Source organism: Micromonospora pallida, from assembly GCF_900090325.1.
In the GTDB taxonomy this organism is placed as follows: Bacteria; Actinomycetota; Actinomycetes; order Mycobacteriales; family Micromonosporaceae; genus Micromonospora; species Micromonospora pallida.
Window position 1 is genome coordinate 4,388,688 of sequence record NZ_FMHW01000002.1, and the last position, 20,998, is coordinate 4,409,685.

A 20,998-nucleotide genomic window follows, 5' to 3' on the forward strand; every position below is an offset into this window, starting at 1 on the left:
GATCCTCGGGTGGTGGTCGGTGGTGGCGACCCCGGTTCGGGGATCCTCATCTCGACCCCGGTCGGGGATCCTCGTATCCGCCCGCGGCGCGAGCGGATACGGCAACCTCCCTACTTTGCCATATCCCGTTCCGGCGCCCGAAACCCGGCCCGGTCGAGCGCCGCCCGGTCCTTCTTGTCGAGGTCCTCGCCGAGGGCGGCGAGCATGTCCGGTCGGCGTGCCGCGGTCCGCCGCAGCGCCTCGTCCCGCCGCCAGCGGGCGATCCGGCCGTGGTCACCGGAGCGGAGGATCTCCGGCACCTCGTGCCCGCGCCAGCTCGGCGGCTTGGTGTAGACGGGTGCCTCGAGCAGCCCGTGCGCGTGCGACTCCTCGTCCAGCGAGCCGGCGTTGCCGAGCACGCCGGGCAGCAACCGGGTGACCGCCTCCAGAATCACCAGCACCGCCACCTCCCCGCCGAAGAGGACGTAGTCGCCGAGGGAGACCTCGGTCACCGGCATCCGGGTGGCGGCGTGCTCCAGCACCCGCTGGTCGATGCCCTCGTACCGACCGCAGGCGAAGAGAAGGTGTTCCTCGGCGGCCAGCTCGTGCGCCATCGCCTGGCTGAACGGGGCGCCGGCCGGGGAGGGGACCAGCAGCCGGGGCGGCGCGGCGTCCGCCGGGGCCAGCGCGTCGAGCGCCTCGCCCCACGGCTCCGGCCGCATCACCATGCCCGGTCCGCCGCCGTACGGCGTGTCGTCGACCGTGCGATGCACGTCGTGGGTCCAGGTCCGCAGGTCGTGTACGGCCAGCCGGAGCACCCCCCGGGCCCGGGCCCGGCCGATCAGCGACAGGTCGAGCGGGGCGAGGTACTCCGGAAAGATCGACACGACGTCGACACGCATGGCGGGGGTCGCTCCTGCGGGTGTTACGGGCGCAGCCGGTGTCACAGGTCGAGCAGCCCGCCCGGCGGGTCGACGACGACCCGTCCGCCGGCCAGGTCGACCTCCGGCACGATCGCCCGGACGAACGGGATCAACGCGGTACGCCCCTCGGGGCGACGCACCACCAGCAGGTCGGAGGCGGGCGCGTGGTCGATACGAGCCACCTCGCCCAGGTGCTCACCCGTCGGGGTGACCACGGCCAGCCCGACGAGCTGGTGGTCGTGGAACTCCTCCGGGTCCTCCGGCGGCGCGAGGCCGGCGCTGTCCACGGCGAGCAGCGTGTTCCGCAGCGCCTCGGCGATGTCGCGGTCGAGCACGCCCTCGAAGGCGACCAGCAGACGGCCCTGGTGCCAGCGGGCGGCCTCGACGGTCAACTGGGCGGGGACCTGGTACGGCACGCCCGGCCCGGGGGCCGGGTTCGCGGGCTTCGCCCCCGGTTCGGTGGTCAACACCGAGCCGGGGGCGAACCGCGTTTCGGGCTCGTCGGTCCGCACCTCCACGGTGACCTCACCATGGATACCGTGCGGCTTACCGATCCTGCCGACGACGAGAAGCATCAGTACGAGTCGACGATGTCGACGCGTACCCCGCGTCCGCCGATGGAGCCGATCACCTGGCGCAGCGCCTTGGCGGTCCGGCCGGACCGGCCGATCACCGTGCCGAGGTCCTCCGGGTGCACGCGGACCTCGAGCCGCTTGCCCCGACGGGAGTCCACCAGCCGGACGCGCACGTCGTCCGGGTGGTCGACGATGCCCTTGACCAGGTGCTCCAGGGCCGGACGGATGGCCACGTCAGGCCTGCTCGCCGGCGTCCGCGGCGGCGGCCGGCTCCTCGGCCTTCGGCGCCTCGGCCTTCTCGGCCTTCTTCGCCGGCTTGGCCGGGGTGTCGGCCAGTCCGGCAGCGGCCTTCGCCTCGGCCTCGTACGCCGCCTGGCGGTCGACCCGCTCGGCGGCGACCTTCAGCGGCGGCGGGGCCGGCAGGCCCTTGAACTTCTGCCAGTCACCGGTCAGCTCCAGCAGTCGCTGCACCGCCTCGCTCGGCTGCGCGCCGACGGACAGCCAGTACTGGACCCGCTCCGACTTGACCTCGATGACCGAAGGGTCCTCCTTCGGCTGGTAGATCCCGACGAACTCGATCGCGCGACCGTCACGCTTCGTGCGCGAGTCGGCGACGACGATGCGGTACTGCGGGTTGCGGATCTTGCCCATCCGCAGGAGCCGGATCTTTACGGCCACAGTCTTTTCGCTCCTGTTGCGATTCTCACCGGCCCGAACGGGCGGTGCGGCGGGTGAGAGCCGACCGGCACAGTGGGGATGGGCCGGGGACTGCTCGGTGGACTGGCGGGTGCCCGGGTTAGAGGGCGCCGAACACGCGCCGGATACCAGCGAGCCATTGTGCCAGATTCCCGGCCGAACCCTCACACCGGGTCGGCGGACACCCGCCGTCCGCTCCGACCCACCTCACGAACGGGGCGGGCCGGCGTCAGCAGACGGGTGAGGGCCGTCCGCGAACGGGTGGGGGCCCGTCAACGGACGGGTGGGCGGTCCCAGCCGGGCGGCAGGGCCGGCGGGGCGGCCCACTCCGGCGGTGGGGTGAATTCGCACCAGGTGCCGTCGAAGGGGAACTTCCCCGCCTCGGCGAGCGCGATGACCCGCCGCCCCTCGGCGCGCACCGCGGCCTCGTCGGTCACCCAGTAGTGCTCGGGGAGGGCGAGCCGCTCGGCGAACTCGTCCTCGTCCTTCCACTGCCAGCTCAGGTCCGGTCGCACCACCACGTCGAGGTCCTGGTCGACCATGTCCACCCCGGCGAGGTCACCGTCGTCCCAGCGGACGGCGGGCTCCTCCAGGTTGACGTACCAGTTGGCGAACCGTCCCGTCTCGTCCTGGAACCACCAGACCGAGTGGCGGGCTCCGGTGGGCAGGAACTTCAGCAGCGGAGGGCCGTTCCACCGGTGGACCGCCAGCCCGTACGACGGGGAGGCCGCCCACTCGGTGAACGGCATGGTCCGCATGCCCCGCCCGTCGGCGCTGACCTCGCTGGCCACCGGGGTGTCCCGGGCCACCCAGACCAGCAGGCCGCGCTCATCGTCGCTGACCACCCGGGCCGGTCGGACCCAGCCGATCCGGCCCCGCCGCACGTTGCGATGCACGATCAGTCGCCCCGGTTCGAACCGCACCCGCGCCTCCCCGTTCGCCGTCCCGCCTGCACGCCCGCAGGCCTGCCTGCAGGGGACCCCTGCTACTCATAAAGCGGTAACAGGGGTCCCCTGCTACCACCTCACACGTCAGTACGCCCGGGCGAGGATGGCCACCAGGTCGGACTCGTCCTCCGAGTCGGGCACGGAACCGTCGGCCCGGAGCAGGCAGCGCACCGTCACGCCCTGGGCGTTCGCCTCGGCCTCGCCCGCGACGCCCACCGCCGACCACGGCACCCGGGCCCAGCCGGTGGCGGCGGCCTCGATCGCCTCGGCCAGGGTGGCCACCTCGCGGGTCCGGGACTCGCGGTGGGCCAGCGCCTGGTCGTACAGCGCCTGCTGGTCGGCGGCCAGCGCCGCGTGCACCGCGCCGACCACGTCGGCCACCGGCACCGGGGTCTTCGAGCCGTCCGTACGGCGGACCAGCACCGCGTTGCCGGCGGCCAGGTCGCGGGGGCCGACCTCGACGCGTACCGGGTAGCCGCGCAGCTCGGCGTCGACGGCCCGGCGGCCGAACGGGGTGTCGGTGCGGTCGTCGAGCGCGACCCGGACCCCGGCGTCGCGCAGCGCGTCAGAAAGCTTTCGCGCCGCCTCCCCCACGCCCTCGCCGTCCTTGACCACCATCACGTACGCCTGGATCGGCGCCAGCTTCGGCGGCACCCGCAGGCCGTTGTCGTCGCCGTGGCACATGATCAGGCCGCCGAGCATCCGGGTCGAGGTGCCCCAGGAGGTCGTCCAGGCGTGCTCCCGGCCGCCCTCGGCGGAGGAGTAGGTGATGTCGAACGCCTTGGCGAAGTTCTGCCCCAGTTCGTGGCTGGTGCCGAGCTGGAGCGCCTTGCCGTCGCCCATCATGCCCTCGAGGGTGTAGGTCGCGGTCGCCCCGGCGAACCGTTCCCGGGCGGTCTTCAGACCCACCTGCACCGGGATCGCCAGCACGTTGACCATCAGGTCCTCGTACGCCTCGTGCAGGATCTTCCGGGCGTAGGCCCGCGCGTCCTCACGGGTGGCGTGCGCGGTGTGCCCCTCCTGCCAGAGGAACTCGCTGGTGCGCAGGAAGATCCGGGGGCGCAGTTCCCAGCGGACCACGTTGGCCCACTGGTTGAGCAGCAGCGGAAGGTCGCGGTAGGAGTCCACCCACTTGGCCATGAACTCGCCGATGACCGTCTCGCTGGTCGGCCGGACCACCACCGGCTCGGCGAGCTGCTTGCCGCCACCGTGGGTGACCACCGCCAGCTCGGGCGAGAAGCCCTCGACGTGCTCGGCCTCCCGCTTGAGGTAGTTCTCGGGGATGAAGAGCGGGAAGTACGCGTTCTCCGCCCCGGCGTCCTTGATCCGGGCGTCCATCTCGGCCTGCATCCGTTCCCAGATGGCGTAGCCGGCCGGTCGGATGACCATGGTGCCCCGCACCGGCCCGTTGTCGGCGAGCTTCGCCTTGGCGATCAGGTCCTGGTACCAGCGGGGAAAGTCCTCCGCACGGGGAGTGAGCACGCGTGCCATGACCGGACATCCTATGCGCCCGGTCGACAGAGGCCGCGACCGGTCACGACGCGTCCCGATCCCCGGTCCACCCTCCCTGGTTGATCAAGAGGTTCGCGTCACCGGCGCCGTCGGATCCGGACGCGAACCTCTTGATCAACGCGGGAAAAGCGGTGGGGGTCAGCGGGGGTGGCCGCGGAGGACCACACGGGTGGGGGCGCGGAGTACACGCAGGTCGCGGCGAGGGTCCTCGGGGTAGACGACCAGGTCGGCGGGGCCGCCCTCGGTGAGCCCGCCGAAACCGAGCCAGGCGCGGCCACCCCAGGAGGCGGCGGCGAGCACGTCCGTCGGAGACATCCCGGCCCGCTCGTGCAGCAGCAGCATCTCGTCGACGGCGAGCCCGTGGTCGATGCCACCGCCCGCGTCGGTCCCCACGTAGATCGGCACACCGGCCTCGTGGGCCGCCCGGACCACGGTGGGGAAGCTGTCCCGCAGGGCGAGCATGTGGTCGGCGTACCCGGGGAACTTCTCCCGCGCCTGGTCGGCGATCCCGCCGAAGGTCTGAATGTTGATCATCGTGGGGACCAGCGCGGTCCCGCGTCGGGCCATCTCGTCGATGAGGTCGAGGCTGAGGCCGGTGCCGTGCTCGACCGAGTCGACCCCGGCCCGCACCATGATCGCGACAGCCTCCTCGGAGAAGGTGTGCACGGCCGCCCGTACCCCGGCGGCGTGGGCGGCCTCGACCGCCGCGGCCATGGTCGCCGCGTCCCAGGCCGGGGCGAGGTCCCCCACCCCCCGGTCGATCCAGTCGCCGACCAGCTTGACCCAGCCGTTGCCGGCCTTGGCCTGCGCGGCCACCGTCGCGGCGACCTCCGACGCGGGCACCTCCACGCCGATGTCCCGCAGGTAGCGCCGGGGCGGGGCGATGTGCCGGCCGGCGCGGGCCAGGCGCGGCACGTCGGGGTCGTCGTCGAGTTCCGGGTACGGGTACGGCGAGCCGGCGTCCCGGATGGCGAGCACTCCGGCGTCCCGGTCGACGATGGCCAACTGTCGGGCCTGCTCCAGCGACGCGACCGGCGCGCTGCCCCGGGCGATACCGATGTGGCAGTGCGCGTCGACCAGACCGGGCAGGACGTACCCGCCGTCGGCGATCGTCTCCGCGCCGGCGACCGGCTCGAAGGTCACCCGGTCCCCCACCAGCCACAGGTCGCGCTCCTCGTCGTCGGGGAGCAGCACGCCGCGTACGTGCCAGGCCATTCGTCCTCCGTCTCAGCCGGTAGCGAGGTCGGAGATCATTCTTCCCCGCCGGACCGGAACCTGCTTCCCCGTCGGGCCGGAACCCGCCGGCCGGGCCGGCATCACGAAATAATGCCAACCAACTTCAAAAGCGGCGCAATGGGTCGGTCGAGAGGGCACAACACCGGCAGAGCTGTTCGTAGTTGAGTCAGCACACACCGTGATACGAACGGTCGATTGACAGATTTATTTATATACGCCTGTCTTGCTGTCGCGTGCCGCCGGGATCAGGATGCACCGATGGGTTCCCGGGCACCGGGACTCTCCTGTTCGCCTCATGAAGGAGCGTCACAACCGTGTCATCACGAAGATGGCGTGTGGCAGCGCTCGGCCTCGCGGTCGGCCTGACCATCCCTGTCGGCGTCGTCGGGCAGTCCGCCTCGGCCGCGCCGGACCAGGCCGACCCCGCGCGGGCGGTGGCCGCCAAGGTCGACAAGAAGGTCACCAAGCGGATCGCCGACACCGGGAAGTCGTCCTTCTGGGTCTTCCTCGACAGCCAGGCCGACCTGAGCACGACGGCGAAGCTGCGCACCAAGACGGAGAAGGCCGGCGCCGTGCTGCGGGCCAAGACCGCCCACGCCGAGCGCAGCCAGGCCGGGCTCCGTGGCCTGCTCACCAAGCGGGGGGCCGAGTTCACGCCCTTCTGGCTGGTGAACACCATCAAGGTCACCGGTGACGCCAAGCTCCTCGAGGAGTTGGCCACGCGCGACGAGGTCCGCGAGATCGTCGCCGACGACCCGGTGAGCATCCCCGAGCCGCTTCCCGGTGAGACCGTCGCGACGGTGAACGGCGTCGAGTGGAACATCGACCGGATCAACGCCCCCCGGGTCTGGAACGAGATGGGCGTCCGGGGCGAGGGCATCGTCGTCGCCAACATCGACACCGGGGCCAACTACCTGCACCCCGCCCTCAACGCCAGCTACCGGGGCCGCAGCGCCGACGGCAGCTACGACCACAACTACAACTGGTTCGACCCGTCCGGCGCGTGCAGCACCGACGCGCCCTGCGACAACAACGACCACGGCAGCCACACCATGGGCAGCATGGTCGGCCTGGACGGCGAGAACATCGTCGGCGTCGCCCCGAACGCGAAGTGGATCGCCGCCAAGGGCTGCGAGTCCAGCTCCTGCTCCCGGGCCTCGCTGCTGTCCTCCGGGCAGTGGATGGTCGCGCCGACCGACCTGAACGGCCAGAACCCGCGCCCGGACCTCGCGCCGGACATCGTCAACAACTCGTGGGGCAACACCACCTACGACCCGTGGTACGCCGAGACCGTCTCGTCCTGGGTGGCCGCCGGCATCTTCCCGGCGTTCTCCAACGGCAACAGCGGTCCGGGCTGCAACACCTCGGGCAGCCCCGGCATGTACTCGATCAGCTACAGCTCCGGCGCGTTCGACGTGAACAACGCGATCGCCAGCTTCTCCAGCCGGGGCACTGGGGAGAACGGCGAGATCAAGCCAAACATCGCCGCCCCGGGCGCGAACGTCCGCTCGGCCACCCGCACCGGCTACGGCTCGTTCAGCGGCACCTCGATGGCCTCGCCGCACACCGCAGCCGCGGTGGCGCTGATGTGGTCGGCCTCCCCCGCCATCCACGGGGACGTCGCCGCCACCCGGGCCATCCTGGACCAGACCGCCATCGACGTGAACGCCCTCACCTGCGGCGGCACCGCCGCGAAGAACAACATCTTCGGTGAGGGGCGGCTCGACGCGTTCGCGGCGGTCAACGCGACCCCGCGCGGCGCGCTCGGCACGATGAACGGCACCGTCACCTCCGGTGGCGCGGCGTTGACCGGGGCCACCGTCACCGTGACCGGCCCGATGACCCGGACCGGCGCCACCGCCGCCAACGGCTCGTACGGCTTCGACCGACTCATGGTCGGCGACTACACCATCACGGTCAGCAAGTTCGGCTACGTCACCGCCACCGGGCAGGCGACGGTCACCGAGAACCAGACGGTCACCAAGGACATCGTCGTCCAGCAGGCCCCCTCGGCCACGCTCAGCGGCACGGTGAGCACCTCCGCCGGACCGGCGGCGGGCGCGGCCGTGACCGTGCTGAACACCCCGCTCACCGCCACCGCGGACGCGCAGGGCAACTACTCGGTCACCGTCCCGCAGGGCAAGTACGACGTCCGCTTCACCCACGCGTACCGGTGTGCGGACGCGGTCACCCAGCCGACGACGGTCAACGCCGACACCGACCTCGACGTCACCCTGCCGGACCGGGTGGACGGCTTCGGCTACGCCTGTGGCGGGGCCGGCGGCGAGTTCGTCCCCGGCACCCAGCGCCTCACGCTGACCGGCGACGACACCACCACCGCGGTCTCCCTGCCGTTCCGGGTGCCGCTGTACGGCAAGTCGTACAAGGACGGCTGGGTCAGCACCAACGGCGTGCTCGGCTTCGGCACCGCCTCCAGCAACCGGGTCAACACCACCCTGCCGAGCACCATCGCGCCGAACCTGGCGCTCTACCCGTTCTGGGACGACCTGTACGTCGAGTCGGACTCCGGTGTCTACACCGCCACCATCGGGAGCGCCCCGCGCCGGACCTTCGTGGTGGAGTGGCGCAACGTGTCGCTCTTCGCGGACCGGACCGCCCGGGTGACGTTCAGCGTGGCGATCGGCGAGGACGGCTCGGTCGTCTACCGGTACAAGGACATCGACGGCACCGGCGGGGAGACCGCCAGCGGGGCCACCATCGGCCTGGAGAACGCCACCGGCACCGCCGGCTTCGAGTACTCGTACAACGTCTCTGCCGTCGCCGAGGGCACCGCGATCGCGTTCCGGACCACCCGCACCGGTGTGCTCTCCGGCGTGGTCACCGACGCCAACGACGGACTGCCGGTGGCCGGAGCCACGGTCACCGCGACCGCTGGTGACGTCACGGTCAGCGACACCTCGGACGCCACCGGCCGGTACCTGATCCAGGCCCCGGCCGGCGAGGTCGCGCTGAACCTGGCCCAGCAGAACTACGAGGCCGCCACCGACACGGTCACCGTGGCCGCCGGCGGCTCGGAGTCCCGGTCGGCGGCGCTGCGCACCGCGCGCATCGGCGCCAACGTCGGCAGCCTCACGGTGACCGCCCCGGCCGCGCAGACCCGCAGCCGGTCGATCGCCCTGAGCAACACCGGCGCCCTCGGCACCGACGTGACGGTGACCGAACTGGACGTCGACGGCTTCCCGGCGGACTTCGGCTGGCTGGATCTGTCCGGCACCACCGCCACGGTGGCGGCCGGTGGCCGGCACACCGTCGGGGTGACGATCCGCACCACCGGGCTGGCCCCGGGCAGCCACCACCAGGCGAAGGTGCAGATCAGCTCGGCCAGCGGCCGGAAGCCGGTGACCGTGCTGCCGGTCACCCTGGTCGTGCCGAGCTACACGCTGGCCATCGACGCCGGGGGCACCACCGGCCGGGCCGACGTCGAGGGGCAGACCTGGGCGCCCGACCAGGCGTACGCCGCCGGCCAGGCCGGGTACCTCGGCACCTCCAGCCGGCGGACCACCACCACGGCCATCACCGGCACCAACGACTCGGCCCGCTTCGCCACCCAGCGCGAGGGGATGCACGAGTACCGGGTCGACGGGCTCGCCGACGGCTGGTACACCGTCGAGCTGGACTTCGCCGAGCTCAAGCAGCAGCGGCCGGACAAGCGCGTCTTCGACGTGCTGCTGGAGGGCCAGGAGGTGCTGCCGTCGCTGGACGTAGCCGGTGAGGTCGGCAGCTTCGCCGCGCTGAACCGCACGTTCACCGTCCAGGTGACCGACGGGCAGCTCAACATCCGGTTCGTCACGCACGCCGGGTACGGCCAGCCGATCGTCAACGCCCTCCGGGTGACCAACCGCCCGGACCTCGGCGTCTGACCTGAGGTGAGCAAGAGTGGGGCCCGGCCTTCCGGCCGGGCCCCACGTTCGTATCCGGGTCAGGCCCCGCGTTCCAACACCGCCCGCCGCCGGGCGGTCAGCGCCGGCAGGTCGACCGAGACCTTCCAGGGCCGTTCGGTGACGAAGACGTCGTCGGTGTGGGTGACCACGTCGTACTCTCCCCGCGGCCCGAGGGTGTACTCGGTGAGCGTGATCCGCTCGTGCAGGGGGTCGACCACCCAGTACGTCGACACCCCCGCGTGCGCGTACACCTTCGCCTTGTCGTACAGGTCGCGGAAGTTCGAGGTGGGCGAGATGACCTCGACCGCCAGCAGGGCACCGTCGACCGGCACCGGGCTGCGGTCGGCGTGTTCCCGGCGAATCGCCACCACGTCCGGGCGGGGTTCGTTACGCCGGTCGATCCGCACCGACAGGTCGAAGCTGACGAAGTACTCGGGCGGGCAGTCGGCTTCGAGTGCGAGCAGCAACCGGACACACATGTCCTGGTGCAGGGCAGTGGGGGACGGCAAGATCAGCCTTCCGTTGACCAACTCGTACGGAAGGTCCTTCGGCAGGCCGTCGAGGTCGTCGACCGTCCACTCCGACCGCTCGGGCAGGATGGGCGCCGCAGTCATGGGGTTCTCCTTCCAGGGGACCCCGTCACCGTAAGCGTCCATCACATCACCCTAGGTCATCGACACGCGGTCAGCCCTGCTTGCCGCCGCCACCCTTGCCGAACTTGTTGAAGTCGATCTTCGGGAGCTTGAAGCCCGGCGGCAGACCGCCCTGCCCACCCAGGTCGTTCGGGTTCAGCCCTGGCGGGAGCTGGGGCATGCCACCCGGGAACCCGCCGGGCATCCCGGCGCCCGCACCGGCGCCGGTCCGCGGCCGGTTGCCGCCCTTGGTGCCCTTGCGCTTGTTCTTCGGGCTCTTGGTGGCCTTGCGCCGGCCCGCCCCGGGCAGCCCCATCATGCCGCCCATCTGCTTCATCATCTTCTGCGCGTCGGCGAAGCGGTTGAGCAGCTGGTTGACGTCCATCACGGTGACCCCGGAGCCGTTGGCGATCCGCGCCCGCCGGGAACCGTTGATGATCTTCGGGTTGGTGCGCTCGGCCGGGGTCATCGAGCGGATGATCGCGGTGACCCGGTCGAAGTGCTTGTCGTCCAGCTCGCCGAGCTGGTCCTTCATCTGCCCCATACCGGGCATCATGGCCAGCACGTTGGCGATCGGGCCCATCCGGCGGACCGCGATGAGCTGGTCGAGGAAGTCCTCCAGGGTGAACTGCTCGCCGCCCATCAGCTTGGCGGTCATCTTCTCCTTCTGATCGGTGTCGAAGGCCTGCTCGGCCTGCTCGATCAGAGTGAGGACGTCGCCCATGCCGAGGATCCGGCTGGCCATCCGGTCCGGGTGGAAGACGTCGAAGTCCTCCAGCTTCTCGCCGGTGGAGGCGAAGAGGATCGGCTGTCCGGTGACCTCCCGGACGCTCAGCGCGGCACCGCCCCGGGCGTCGCCGTCGAGCTTCGACAGCACCACGCCGGTGATGCCGACGCCGTCGCGGAACGCCTCGGCGGTACGCACGGCGTCCTGACCGACCATCGCGTCGATGACGAAGATGACCTCGTCGGGGTCGACCGCGTCCCGGATGTCGGCGGCCTGCTGCATCATCTCGGCGTCGATACCGAGTCGACCGGCGGTGTCGACGATGACGACGTCCCGGGCGGCCCGCTTCGCGTGCTCGATCGAGGCCCGCGCCACCTGCACCGGGTCACCGGTGCCGTTGCCGGGCTCCGGGGCGTACACCTCGACCCCGGCCCGGCCACCGAGCACCTGGAGCTGCCCGACGGCGTTGGGACGCTGGAGGTCGGCGGCGACCAGCAGCGGCTGGTGTCCCTGGGCCTTGAGCCAGCGGGCCAGCTTGCCGGCGAGGGTGGTCTTACCGGAACCCTGGAGGCCGGCCAGCATGATCACGGTCGGCGGCTGCTTGGCGAACTGGAGTCGCCGCCCCTCACCACCGAGGACGGCGACCAGCTCCTCGTTGACGATCTTGACGATCTGCTGGGCCGGGTTGAGCGCCTGGGAGACCTCGGCGCCGCGTGCCCGCTCCTTGACGTTCGCGATGAAGCCCTTGACCACCGGCAGCGCGACGTCCGCCTCCAGCAGCGCCAGCCGGATCTCGCGTGCGGTGGCGTCGATGTCGGCGTCGGTGAGCCGACCCTTGCCGCGGAGCTTGGTGAAGATCCCGGAGAGGCGGTCACTCAAGGTGTCAAACACGCGAACATCCCGTTTGTCAGTGTTACGGCGGGCACAGTCAGTGGTGCGGCGGGCACAACCCGGCCGGAAACAAGAGCCGGCCACCGTTCAGGGTAGCCCGCCGCCCGTACCCCCGCCTCCAGCCGGGCACGGCCGCACCGCGCTCGGGTGGTTACAGGGGGCCCTTCCTCATCAGAATGCGGTAACAAGGTGCCCCTGCAAACACCCGGACACGGCAACCGCACTCACACGGCGGCGAGCACGGCGGCCTCCAGGCGACGCCGGGTGTCGTCGTCCGGCCCCCGTCCGACCAGGTAGAACGCGTCCACCACGTCGCCGCCGAGGGTGGAGATCCGGGCCGCCCGTACCTCGACGCCGGCCGCGTCCAACGCGCTGGCCACCCGGTAGAGCAGCCCGGCGGCGTCGGCCGCCCGCAACTCCAGCACCACGGCATCGGTCGCCGCGTCCCGGTGCCAGACCACCCGGGGAGCGGCGCCGTCGGCCCGCGCCGCCAGGGTCCGGCCGCGCAGCCGCTGGGTGACCGAGACGTCACCGGCCAGGGCGCGGCGCAGGTCGGCGGTGAGCGCGACCGGGTCCGGCGACAGGCCGTAGCGGGGCTGGACCCGGCAGGTGACCAGGGCCCGCCCGTCGACGGTGGCGGCGTCGGCGGAGACCACCTCCAGCCGGTGCAGGGCCAGGCAACCGGCCACCGTCGCGAGCAGGCCCCGACGGTCCGCCGCGGCCACCGCCACGGTGTCCTCGGTGAGCTGTACGACCGGCAGCGGCTCGGCCAGCAGCGCCGGGTCCGGGGCGGGCGGGGCGGGCAACGCGCCGGTGTCCAGTGCGGTGCGGACCCGCTCGACCAGACCGGCGACGAGTCGCCCCTTCCAGTCCGACCAGGCGGCCGGCCCGGTCGCGGCGGCGTCCGCCCGGACCAGGGCGTGCAGCAGGTCGAGGGTGCTCGGGTCACCGACCGCCTCGGCGACCCGGGTGATGGTCACCGGGTCGTCCAGGTCCCGTCGGGTGGCCACGTCGGGCAGGAGCAGGTGCAGCCGGACCAGCGTGCCGATCAGCGCCACCTCGGCCGGGGACAGCCCGATCCGGGCGGCCACCGCCTCGGCCAGTGGCACACCGACGGTGCTGTGGTCACCGGCGATCCCCTTGCCGATGTCGTGCAGGAACGCGCCGATCAGCAGCAGGTCGGGGCGGTCCACCTCGCGGGCGTACCGGCTGGCCTCGGCGGCGGCCTGCACCAGGTGCCGGTCGACGGTGTACCGGTGCACCGGGTTGTGCTGCGGCAGGCTGCGCAGCCGGGGCCACTCCGGCAGCCAGGCGTCGACCAGCCCGTACCGGTCGCAGGTCTCCCAGGCCGGAACCAGACCCGGACCGGACCCGAGCAGGGTGACCAGGGCGGCGCGGGCTTCCGGCGGCCAGGGCGACGGCAGCGGCGGGCAGTACGCGGCGAGCCACTCACAGGTGGCCCGGGCGATCGGCAGCCGGGTGGTGGCCGCCGCGGCGGCCACCCGCAGCGACAGCACCGGGTCGGGGCGGGCCCCGATGGCGGTCCGCGCGAGCACCAGCTCGCCGTCGTGCTCCACCACGTCCCGGGCCACCGGACGACGGATCGGCCGGCCGTCCACGCCCCGCCGACGCCGGACGCGGAGCCGGTCGGCGGCCCGCCAGGCGTCGTCCAGCGCGTGGCTGACGGTACGGGCGTCCCCGGCGACCCGGCGCAGCAGGACGTCCCCGTCGTGCCCGACGGCTGCCGGCCGCTGCGCGGCGTCGGACGGCGGTTGTCGCAGGCCGAGCAGTCGGGCCACCCCGTCGCGTTCCTGCGCGACGAGACGGTCCACCCGACGGCCGACCTGCCGGTGCAGGGCGTCCCGGACGTCCAGCAGGCGCAGGTGCGCGGCGGTGACCGCCGGGCGCAGGGCGTCGGTGAGCCCGGCGGTGGCGATGGCCCGCAGGATGCCCACGTCGCGCAGCCCGCCGGCGGCTTCCTTGAGGTCGCCCTCCAGCAGGAAGGCCAGTTCGCCGTGGGCCTGCCAGCGGCTCTCGGTCACCTCCCGCAGCGCGGGGAGCTGCCGGAGGGCGGTCCGCCGCCACTGGTCCAGGGCGGTACGCGCCAGTTCCTCGGCGAGCCGCCGGTCCCCGGCGACGTACCGGGCGTCGAGCAGGCCGAGGGAGACCTTCACGTCGTCCAGGGCCACCGAGAGGGCCTCGCCGACGGTCCGGACCGAGTGGTCCAGCCCGAGCTTGGCGTCCCAGACCGGGTACCAGACGGACGCGGCCAGCTCGTCGATGCCGGGCACCCCGTCGTGCAGGAGGACGAGGTCCAGGTCGCCGTGGGGTGCGCACTGCCGCCGGCCGAGCCCGCCCACCGCGACCAGTGCCACGCCGGGGCGGTCCGGGAGCAGGGTGGCGAGCCAGCTGTCGTACGCGGCGGCCCGGGTCTCGCGGGCCGCCGCCCCGATCCCGTCGACGGCGGCGCTGCCGTCGACAGGACCGCCCGGGGCGGCCGGGTCGACGGGACCGCCCGGAGCGGCCGGATCGGTGGGACCGCTCCCGGAAACTCCGTCGACCCCGCCGACGGCAGGATCGACCGCACCGGGACCGGGGTCACCGGGGGCGTTCCTCACTGTCGGCGGGGTCATGACGGGGCTGCGGATCAGAGGGCGTCGAGGCCGCGCTCGCCGGTACGGACCCGGACGACCTCCTCGACGGCGGTCACCCAGACCTTGCCGTCGCCGATCTTGCCGGTCCGGGCGGCGCCGACGATGGCGTCCACGACCTTCTCGACGTCGATCTCGTCGGTGAGCACCTCGACCCGGATCTTGGGCAGGAACTCGACGGTGTACTCGGCACCCCGGTAGACCTCGGTGTGCCCCTTCTGCCGGCCGTAGCCCTGGACCTCGCTGACGGTCAGGCCGGCCACGCCGAGGGCGTGCAGGGCCTCCTTCACCGCGTCCAGCTGGTACGGCTTGATGACCGCGGTCACCAGCTTCATGTCCAACCCTTCCATCGCAGAAACGTTAGCCCGCGACCTTCTCGCTGACCGGGGTGGTGGGTGTCGGCTCGGCCTTCGGCGGCGTCGTCGCCGTCGGGGTGCCGATGCCGGCCATCGCAAACGCCCCACCGGCGCTGCCGCCGGACGGCGAGAGGTCGTAGCCACTCTCCGCGTGCTCGGTGATGTCGATGCCGTTGACCTCGGCCTCGGCGGAGATCCGGAAGCCGATGGTCTTCTGGATGACGAAGCCGAGGACGAAGGCCACCACGAACGAGTAGACCGTGACGATCAGGGCGCTGAGGGCCTGTACGCCGAGCTGGGTGACCCCGCCGCCGTAGAAGAGGCCCTCGTCGGCGACGAGCGAGCTGACCGAGCTGGTGCCGAAGAGACCGATCCAGAGGCAGCCGATCCAGCCGCCGACGAAGTGCACGCCGACCACGTCGAGGGAGTCGTCGTAACCGAACTTGTACTTCAGACCGACGGCGAGGGCGCAGACCGCACCGGCGACGATGCCGAGCAGGACCGCCGCCCACGGGGCGACGAAGGCACAGGCCGGGGTGATGGCGACCAGACCGGCGATGGCACCGGACGAGGCGCCGACCAGGGTGGGCTTGCCGTCCCGGATCTTCTCCACGACCAGCCAGCCGAGGATGGCGGCGGCGGTGCAGACCTGGGTGTTGAGGAAGGCGATCGCGGTGGTCGCGTCGGCGGTCAGCTCGGAACCGGCGTTGAAGCCGAACCAGCCGAACCAGAGCAGACCGGTGCCGAGCGCCACCATCGGGACGTTGTGCGGCTTCATGGCCTCCTTGGGCCAGCCGAGCCGCTTGCCGAGCACCAGCACCAGGGCGAGCGCGGCGGCACCGGCGTTGATGTGCACCGCCGTGCCACCGGCGAAGTCCAGCGCGCCGAGGCCGGCGCCGATGAAGCCGCCGCCCCACACCCAGTGCGCGACCGGGAAGTAGACCAGGGTGGCCCAGCCGAAGGCGAAGAGCAGCCAGCCGGAGAACTTGGCGCGGTCGGAGATGGCACCGCTGATCAGGGCGACCGTGATGATGGCGAACATCATCTGGAAGGCCATGAAGACGTAGAGCGGGATGCCGGTCTCGCCCCACAGGTCGGTCTCGGCCATGAAGGTCTTGGTGCCGAGGTACTGGCCGACGTCACCGATGACGCCGCCCTGGTCGGCACCGAAGGCGATGCTGAAGCCGTAGAACAGCCAGAGGACGCTGACGAGTCCGATGGCCGAGAAGCTCATCATGATCATGTTGAGCACGCCCTTGGACCGGTTCAGACCGCCGTAGAACAGCGCCAGACCCGGGGTCATGAGCAGCACGAGCGCGGTCGACACCAGCAACCATGCGGTGTTGCCGGTGTCGATCGTCGGTGCTTCAGGCACGCTGGCCTCCTAAAGGTGAGGTTCCCTCCTTCACGGCTTCCGGGGCAGCGTCGCCCGTAGGCCGGATGCGGAAGAGCATTCGCCCCGGCTGTTTCACCTTCAGGTCCGGCCCGGTTTCCGGTCCGTCACGAGTTGTTTCGGACGTGTGAAGAAGTCCGCACTTACCGCAGGGCCCATTCGAGGGCGTGCCGTTCGTAGTCGAGCAGGCGCAGATCGCGCATCGGCCGCCGAAGGTGACCCTTGTGCACGATCCGGACGAACGCCGGGTCTCCGGCGGCGGCCATCCGGCGGATGCCCTCGACGTGGTCGACGACCCGCTTGCGGATGGTGCGGATCAGCCGGTGCCGGTCCCGGGGGATCAGCCCGTACGCGTCGGCGAAGAGCCGCAGCCTGCGCGGCCGGTCCGGGCGCTTCCAGCCGAGGGTGTAGGAGTCCCGGTCGGAGAAGATCGGCACCCAGGTCCAGGCCGCGTACGCCACGTCGTAGATCCGCGCGCCGGGTGAGGCGAGGTCGAAGTCGATCAGCCCGAGCGTGCCGTCCGGCCGCCAGATGACGTTGTGCGGGGCGGCGTCGTGGTGGCAGATGACCTCGGTGTCCGGCGGCGGTGGACCGAACGAGCGCCAGACCGCCCCGGCGGGCGGGACGAACCCGTACTGGGCGTCGTGGAACATCCGCAGCATCGTCGCCACGGTGACCAGCGCCTCGTCGGTGACCCAGTGCGGGGCGAGCGGGTACTCCCCGCACTCCCCCTCCAGGTACGACAGGACCTCCCGGTTGCGCTCGTCCATGCCGTACGCCCGGGGCGCGCCGGTGAAGCCGACGTACTCCAGGTGGCGCAACAGGGCGTGCACCGCCGGGGTCCACGGCCCGGCGTTGCGCCGGACGGTGTCGCCCACCCGGACGACGGTGCTGACGTTCCCGCCGTGCAGCGGGATCTCCTGTGCGGTCACGTACGGTCTCCCGAGGCCCGGTGCCGGTTGGTGGTACGCACGCCACCCGTCGGGGCGGCGGTCGTCGGTGGTCACCCGAGGTTACGCGTCCCGGGCGAGCGGCTCGGTGCCGAGCAGCGCGTCGACGAACTGGGTCGGCTCGAAGGGGGCCAGGTCGTCCTTGCCCTCGCCCAGGCCCACCAGCTTGACCGGAATGCCGAGTTTGCGCTGGACAGCGATGACGATACCGCCCTTGGCGGTGCCGTCCAGCTTGGTGAGCGCCACGCCGGTGACGTTGACCGCCTCGGTGAAGACCCGGGCCTGCTCCAGGCCGTTCTGTCCGGTGGTCGCGTCCAGGATGAGCAGGGTCTCGTCGATCGGGCCGTGCTTCTCCACCACCCGCTTGACCTTGCCCAGCTCGTCCATCAGGCCGATCTTGTTCTGAAGTCGACCGGCGGTGTCGATCAGGACGGTGTCGACGCCGGTGGCGATGCCCCGCTTCACCGCGTCGAAGGCGACGCTGGCCGGGTCGGCCGCCTCCGGGCCGCGTACGGTTTCCGCGCCGACCCGGCCACCCCAGGTCTCGAGCTGGTCGGCGGCGGCGGCCCGGAAGGTGTCGGCCGCGCCGAGCAGGACGCTGCGCCCGTCCGCGACCAGCACCCGGGCGATCTTGCCGCAGGTGGTGGTCTTGCCGGCACCGTTGACCCCGACCACCAGCACCACCGCCGGCACGCCCTCCTTCGGGGCGGTCCGCAGCGAGCGGTCCAACGTCGGGTCGAGCGCGTTGACCAGCTCGGCGGCGAGCAGAGCACGCAGTTCGGTGGTGGAACGGGTGCCGAGCACCCGGGTGCGCTCGCGGAGCCGGTCGACGATCTCGCGGGTGGCCTCGATGCCGACGTCGGCGGTGATCAGGCTGTCCTCGATCTCCTCCCAGGCGTCCTCGTCGAGGTGGTCCCGGCTGAGCAGGCCGAGCAGTCCCTTGCCGAAGACGTTCTGTGAGCGGGACAGCCGGGACCGCAGCCGGACCAGTCGCCCGGCGGTCGGCTCGGGCACCTCCAGCGGCGGGACCTCGATGACCGGCGGGACCTCGACCACCGGCGGCTCGACCACGACCCCGGTGGGCGCCTCGGCCGGTGGGGCGACGGGCCGCTCCTCGACCCGGGTGGGTGCCTGCGCCTCCGGCTGCCGGGCTTCCGGCCGTCGGCGCAGCTTCGGCACCACCAGCCCGACGACCGACAGGAGCAGCACACCGAGCAGGACCAGTGCGACTACGAGGTAATCCGCCATACCGAAATCCTGTCAGACGCCGCCGTCGTCGGCTCGACCACCGCGCCCGATCCCCCGGCGACGGCCGGGTGGACGGCGCGTGTCCGGGGCGTGTCAGGGGCGACGGAAGGGTGGCACGGGTGCGCCGACAGGGTAGAAATGGTGAGCCCCTCTCGTCGCCGGAGGTACCCATGCCCAGTCCCCGCCTGCTCATCGGACCGCTGTTGCGGCGGGTCGTCGGCACGCGGGCCACCGTCTGGGTGGAGACCAGCGACCCGGCGGTGGTCCGGGTCCGGACCGCCGACGGGGCCGAGGGCAGCGCGCCCACCTTCACCGCGTACGGCCACCACTACGCCCTGGTCGTGGTGGCGGGGCTCACCCCGGACCGCGCGTCGACGTACGAGGTGCTGATCGACGACGAGGTGGCCTGGCCGGAGCCACGCAACCCGTACCCGCCGAGCGTGATCCGCACCCGGGCCGCCGACGACCGGGACCAGCCGGTCCGCCTGGTCTTCGGCTCGTGCCGGGAGACCACCCAGCACGCCACCGCGCGGAAGCTCCCGCCCGACGCGCTGGACGCGTACGCCCGGCGGCTGATGGCCGACCCGGACGGCCTGGACCGACCGGACCTGGTGGTGCTCCTCGGCGACCAGGTCTACGCCGACCAGACCTCGCCCACCGTGCGGCGGTTGCTGCGCCGACGTCGGCACCGGCCGGCGGGCGCGCCGACCGACCAGGTGGTCAGCTTCGACGAGTACACCAAGCTCTACCTGGAGTCGTGGCGGGACCCGGAGATCCGCTGGCTGCTCTCCACCGTGCCGACCGTGATGATCTTCGACGACCACGAGATCATCGACGACTGGAACACCTCCGCCGCCTGGCGGGCGGACATGCGCGAACAGTCCTGGTGGGCGGAGCGGATCGGCAGCGGCCTCGCCTCGTACTGGGTCTACCAGCACCTGGGCAACCTCTCCCCCGACGAGATCGCCGCCGACCCGCTCTACGCCAAGGTGACCGCCGCCGAGGACGCCACCGACGTGCTACGCGAGTTCGGCCGCCGGGTCGACACCGAGTCCGACGTGGCGCACGACACCGAACGGTGGCGCAGCGCGCAGTACCAGTGGAGCTACGCGCTGGACCTCGGCCGGACCCGGCTGGTCATGCTGGACAACCGGTGCAGCCGGGTGCTGGAGCCGGCGCAGCGGGCGATGCTCCCGCCGGGCGAGTGGGCCTGGTTCGTCGACCAGGCGCACGGCAGCTACGACCACCTGGTGGTCGGTTCGTCGCTGCCGTGGCTGCTGCCACCGGGCATCCACCACGCCGAGGCGTGGAACGAGAAGCTGGCCGCATCCGGCCGGCCCTGGGTGGCCCGCGCCTCGGAGAAGCTGCGCCGGGCGTTGGACCTGGAGCACTGGGCGGCTTTCCAGCGTTCCTTCGACGCGCTCGGGGCGCTGTTCGCCCGAATCGGCAGCGGGACGCCCGGCACGCCCGCCGACCGGGTCGGCGCCGGACCGGCGTACGCGCCACCGGCCTCGATCAGCGTGCTCGGCGGGGACGTGCACCACTCGTACGTGGCCCGGGCCCGCTTCGGCGACGGCATGGCGACCCCGGTGCACCAGCTCACCTGCTCGCCGATCCACAACCAGGTGCCGGCCGGGATGCGCCCGTTGATGCGGCTCGGCTGGTCGGCGGGGCCCTCGGCGGCGGTCCGGGCACTGGCCCGCTCGGCCGGGGTACGCCGTCCCACGGTGCGCTGGCGCAAGCTCGACGGCCCGTACTTCGGCAACGCGGTCGGCACGCTGCTGCACCGGGAGCGGCAGGCCGAGGTGACCATCGAGGGCACCACCAGCGACGGCCGGCTGCGGACGGTGGCGCACCGGCAGCTCACGACCGGTCGCTGAGTCCGGCCCCGTAGGCTCGGTGCCGTGGACGATCAGCTGCCGGAGCCGCTGCGGACGGTGGAGCACGAGTTGACCACCCTGCTGCGCCGGGGCCGGACGGTATCCTGGGGGCTGGTCAAGGAGGTGCACCCGCACCTGGAGCCGAACAGCTACAGCCTCCTGCTCTGGCTGCGGCGCAGCGGCTCGACCCGGCTGACCGACCTGTCCGCCCGGCTCGGCGTGGGCAAGGGGACGCTCAGCCGGCAGATCCGAGGGCTGGAGGCGCTCGGGCTGGTTCGCCGCGAGCCGGACCCGGTGGACCGGCGGGCCGCCCAGCTCAGCCTGACCGAGGAGGGGCAGCGCCGGTTCGACGCGGCCCGGGGGACCCGGGTCGACGAGTTGCAACGCGCGATGGAGGCGTGGCCGGCGGAGGACCTGGCGGAGTTCGCCCGGTTGCTGCGCCGCTTCAACGAGAGCTGGATCCCCGAGCGGGGCTGAGGCGCGCCTCACACCGGGAACAG

The 20,998-nt window shown here is 72.2% G+C and carries 17 protein-coding genes; 3 read left to right on the forward strand and 14 right to left on the reverse strand.

Going from position 1 to position 20,998, the window contains the following annotated elements; all coding sequences use genetic code 11:
* Positions 1 to 110: 110 nt before the first annotated feature.
* The 7 genes from trmD to GA0074692_RS18015 all read right to left on the reverse strand — a co-directional run bounded on the left by trmD (position 111) and on the right by GA0074692_RS18015 (position 5,847).
* Positions 111 to 881, reverse strand: a complete 771-nt coding sequence (gene trmD, locus GA0074692_RS17985; RefSeq protein ID WP_091646151.1) for a tRNA (guanosine(37)-N1)-methyltransferase TrmD — start codon at positions 879 to 881, stop codon at positions 111 to 113.
* 41 nt (positions 882 to 922) lie between these two features.
* A complete protein-coding gene (gene rimM, locus GA0074692_RS17990) occupies positions 923 to 1,477 on the reverse strand; it encodes a ribosome maturation factor RimM (protein ID WP_091646153.1) in 555 nt (184 codons plus the stop codon).
* Positions 1,477 to 1,710, reverse strand: coding sequence for an RNA-binding protein (locus tag GA0074692_RS17995; protein ID WP_088980193.1), 234 nt, complete (start codon positions 1,708 to 1,710; stop codon positions 1,477 to 1,479). Before GA0074692_RS17995 ends, rimM begins: the two co-directional genes overlap by 1 nt.
* A 1-nt stretch (position 1,711) precedes the next feature.
* Positions 1,712 to 2,155: a 30S ribosomal protein S16 gene (gene rpsP, locus GA0074692_RS18000; protein ID WP_091646155.1), complete on the reverse strand. Its 444-nt coding sequence runs from the start codon at positions 2,153 to 2,155 to the stop codon at positions 1,712 to 1,714.
* A 290-nt stretch (positions 2,156 to 2,445) separates the two neighbouring features.
* Positions 2,446 to 3,096, reverse strand: a complete 651-nt coding sequence (locus GA0074692_RS18005; protein WP_091646157.1) for a ribonuclease FAU-1 family protein — start codon at positions 3,094 to 3,096, stop codon at positions 2,446 to 2,448.
* 108 nt (positions 3,097 to 3,204) lie between these two features.
* Entirely contained in the window at positions 3,205 to 4,611 is a 1,407-nt protein-coding gene (gene proS, locus GA0074692_RS18010) for a proline--tRNA ligase (protein WP_091646159.1), read from the reverse strand.
* A 159-nt stretch (positions 4,612 to 4,770) separates the two neighbouring features.
* On the reverse strand, positions 4,771 to 5,847 hold the full coding sequence (locus GA0074692_RS18015) for an amidohydrolase family protein (protein ID WP_091646161.1): 1,077 nt from the start codon (positions 5,845 to 5,847) through the stop codon (positions 4,771 to 4,773).
* Between the two features lie 356 nt (positions 5,848 to 6,203).
* Here GA0074692_RS18015 and GA0074692_RS18020 point away from each other — a divergent pair, with 356 nt between their 5' ends.
* The gene (locus GA0074692_RS18020; RefSeq protein ID WP_218106684.1) at positions 6,204 to 9,749 is read left to right on the forward strand and encodes a S8 family serine peptidase; all 3,546 of its coding nucleotides are present in this window, start codon (positions 6,204 to 6,206) and stop codon (positions 9,747 to 9,749) included.
* A gap of 59 nt (positions 9,750 to 9,808) precedes the next feature.
* Here GA0074692_RS18020 and GA0074692_RS18025 read toward each other — a convergent pair whose 3' ends face one another.
* The 7 genes from GA0074692_RS18025 to ftsY all read right to left on the reverse strand — a co-directional run bounded on the left by GA0074692_RS18025 (position 9,809) and on the right by ftsY (position 18,618).
* Entirely contained in the window at positions 9,809 to 10,384 is a 576-nt protein-coding gene (locus GA0074692_RS18025; protein WP_091646165.1) for a Uma2 family endonuclease, read from the reverse strand.
* A 70-nt stretch (positions 10,385 to 10,454) separates the two neighbouring features.
* Positions 10,455 to 12,020 (reverse strand): signal recognition particle protein, encoded by a 1,566-nt coding sequence (gene ffh / locus GA0074692_RS18030; protein ID WP_091646167.1) that lies wholly within the window; start codon positions 12,018 to 12,020, stop codon positions 10,455 to 10,457.
* A gap of 224 nt (positions 12,021 to 12,244) precedes the next feature.
* Positions 12,245 to 14,638 carry a [protein-PII] uridylyltransferase gene (locus tag GA0074692_RS18035; RefSeq protein WP_342672847.1) on the reverse strand — a complete coding sequence of 798 codons (2,394 nt, stop codon included), beginning with the start codon at positions 14,636 to 14,638 and terminating at the stop codon, positions 12,245 to 12,247.
* A 29-nt stretch (positions 14,639 to 14,667) separates the two neighbouring features.
* On the reverse strand, positions 14,668 to 15,006 hold the full coding sequence (locus tag GA0074692_RS18040; protein ID WP_176738715.1) for a P-II family nitrogen regulator: 339 nt from the start codon (positions 15,004 to 15,006) through the stop codon (positions 14,668 to 14,670).
* A 25-nt stretch (positions 15,007 to 15,031) separates the two neighbouring features.
* A complete protein-coding gene (locus tag GA0074692_RS18045; RefSeq protein ID WP_091646173.1) occupies positions 15,032 to 16,402 on the reverse strand; it encodes an ammonium transporter in 1,371 nt (456 codons plus the stop codon).
* Positions 16,403 to 16,563: 161 nt separating this feature from the next.
* Positions 16,564 to 17,427 carry an aminoglycoside phosphotransferase family protein gene (locus GA0074692_RS18050; RefSeq protein WP_176738489.1) on the reverse strand — a complete coding sequence of 288 codons (864 nt, stop codon included), beginning with the start codon at positions 17,425 to 17,427 and terminating at the stop codon, positions 16,564 to 16,566.
* A 6-nt stretch (positions 17,428 to 17,433) separates the two neighbouring features.
* Positions 17,434 to 18,618 (reverse strand): signal recognition particle-docking protein FtsY, encoded by a 1,185-nt coding sequence (gene ftsY, locus GA0074692_RS18055; RefSeq protein WP_091646177.1) that lies wholly within the window; start codon positions 18,616 to 18,618, stop codon positions 17,434 to 17,436.
* 170 nt (positions 18,619 to 18,788) lie between these two features.
* On the opposite strand from ftsY, the gene GA0074692_RS18060 reads away from it, so the two are divergent.
* On the forward strand, positions 18,789 to 20,498 hold the full coding sequence (locus GA0074692_RS18060; RefSeq protein ID WP_091646180.1) for an alkaline phosphatase D family protein: 1,710 nt from the start codon (positions 18,789 to 18,791) through the stop codon (positions 20,496 to 20,498).
* A 24-nt stretch (positions 20,499 to 20,522) separates the two neighbouring features.
* Positions 20,523 to 20,975, forward strand: a complete 453-nt coding sequence (locus GA0074692_RS18065; protein ID WP_245730353.1) for a MarR family winged helix-turn-helix transcriptional regulator — start codon at positions 20,523 to 20,525, stop codon at positions 20,973 to 20,975.
* Positions 20,976 to 20,998 lie beyond the last annotated feature (23 nt).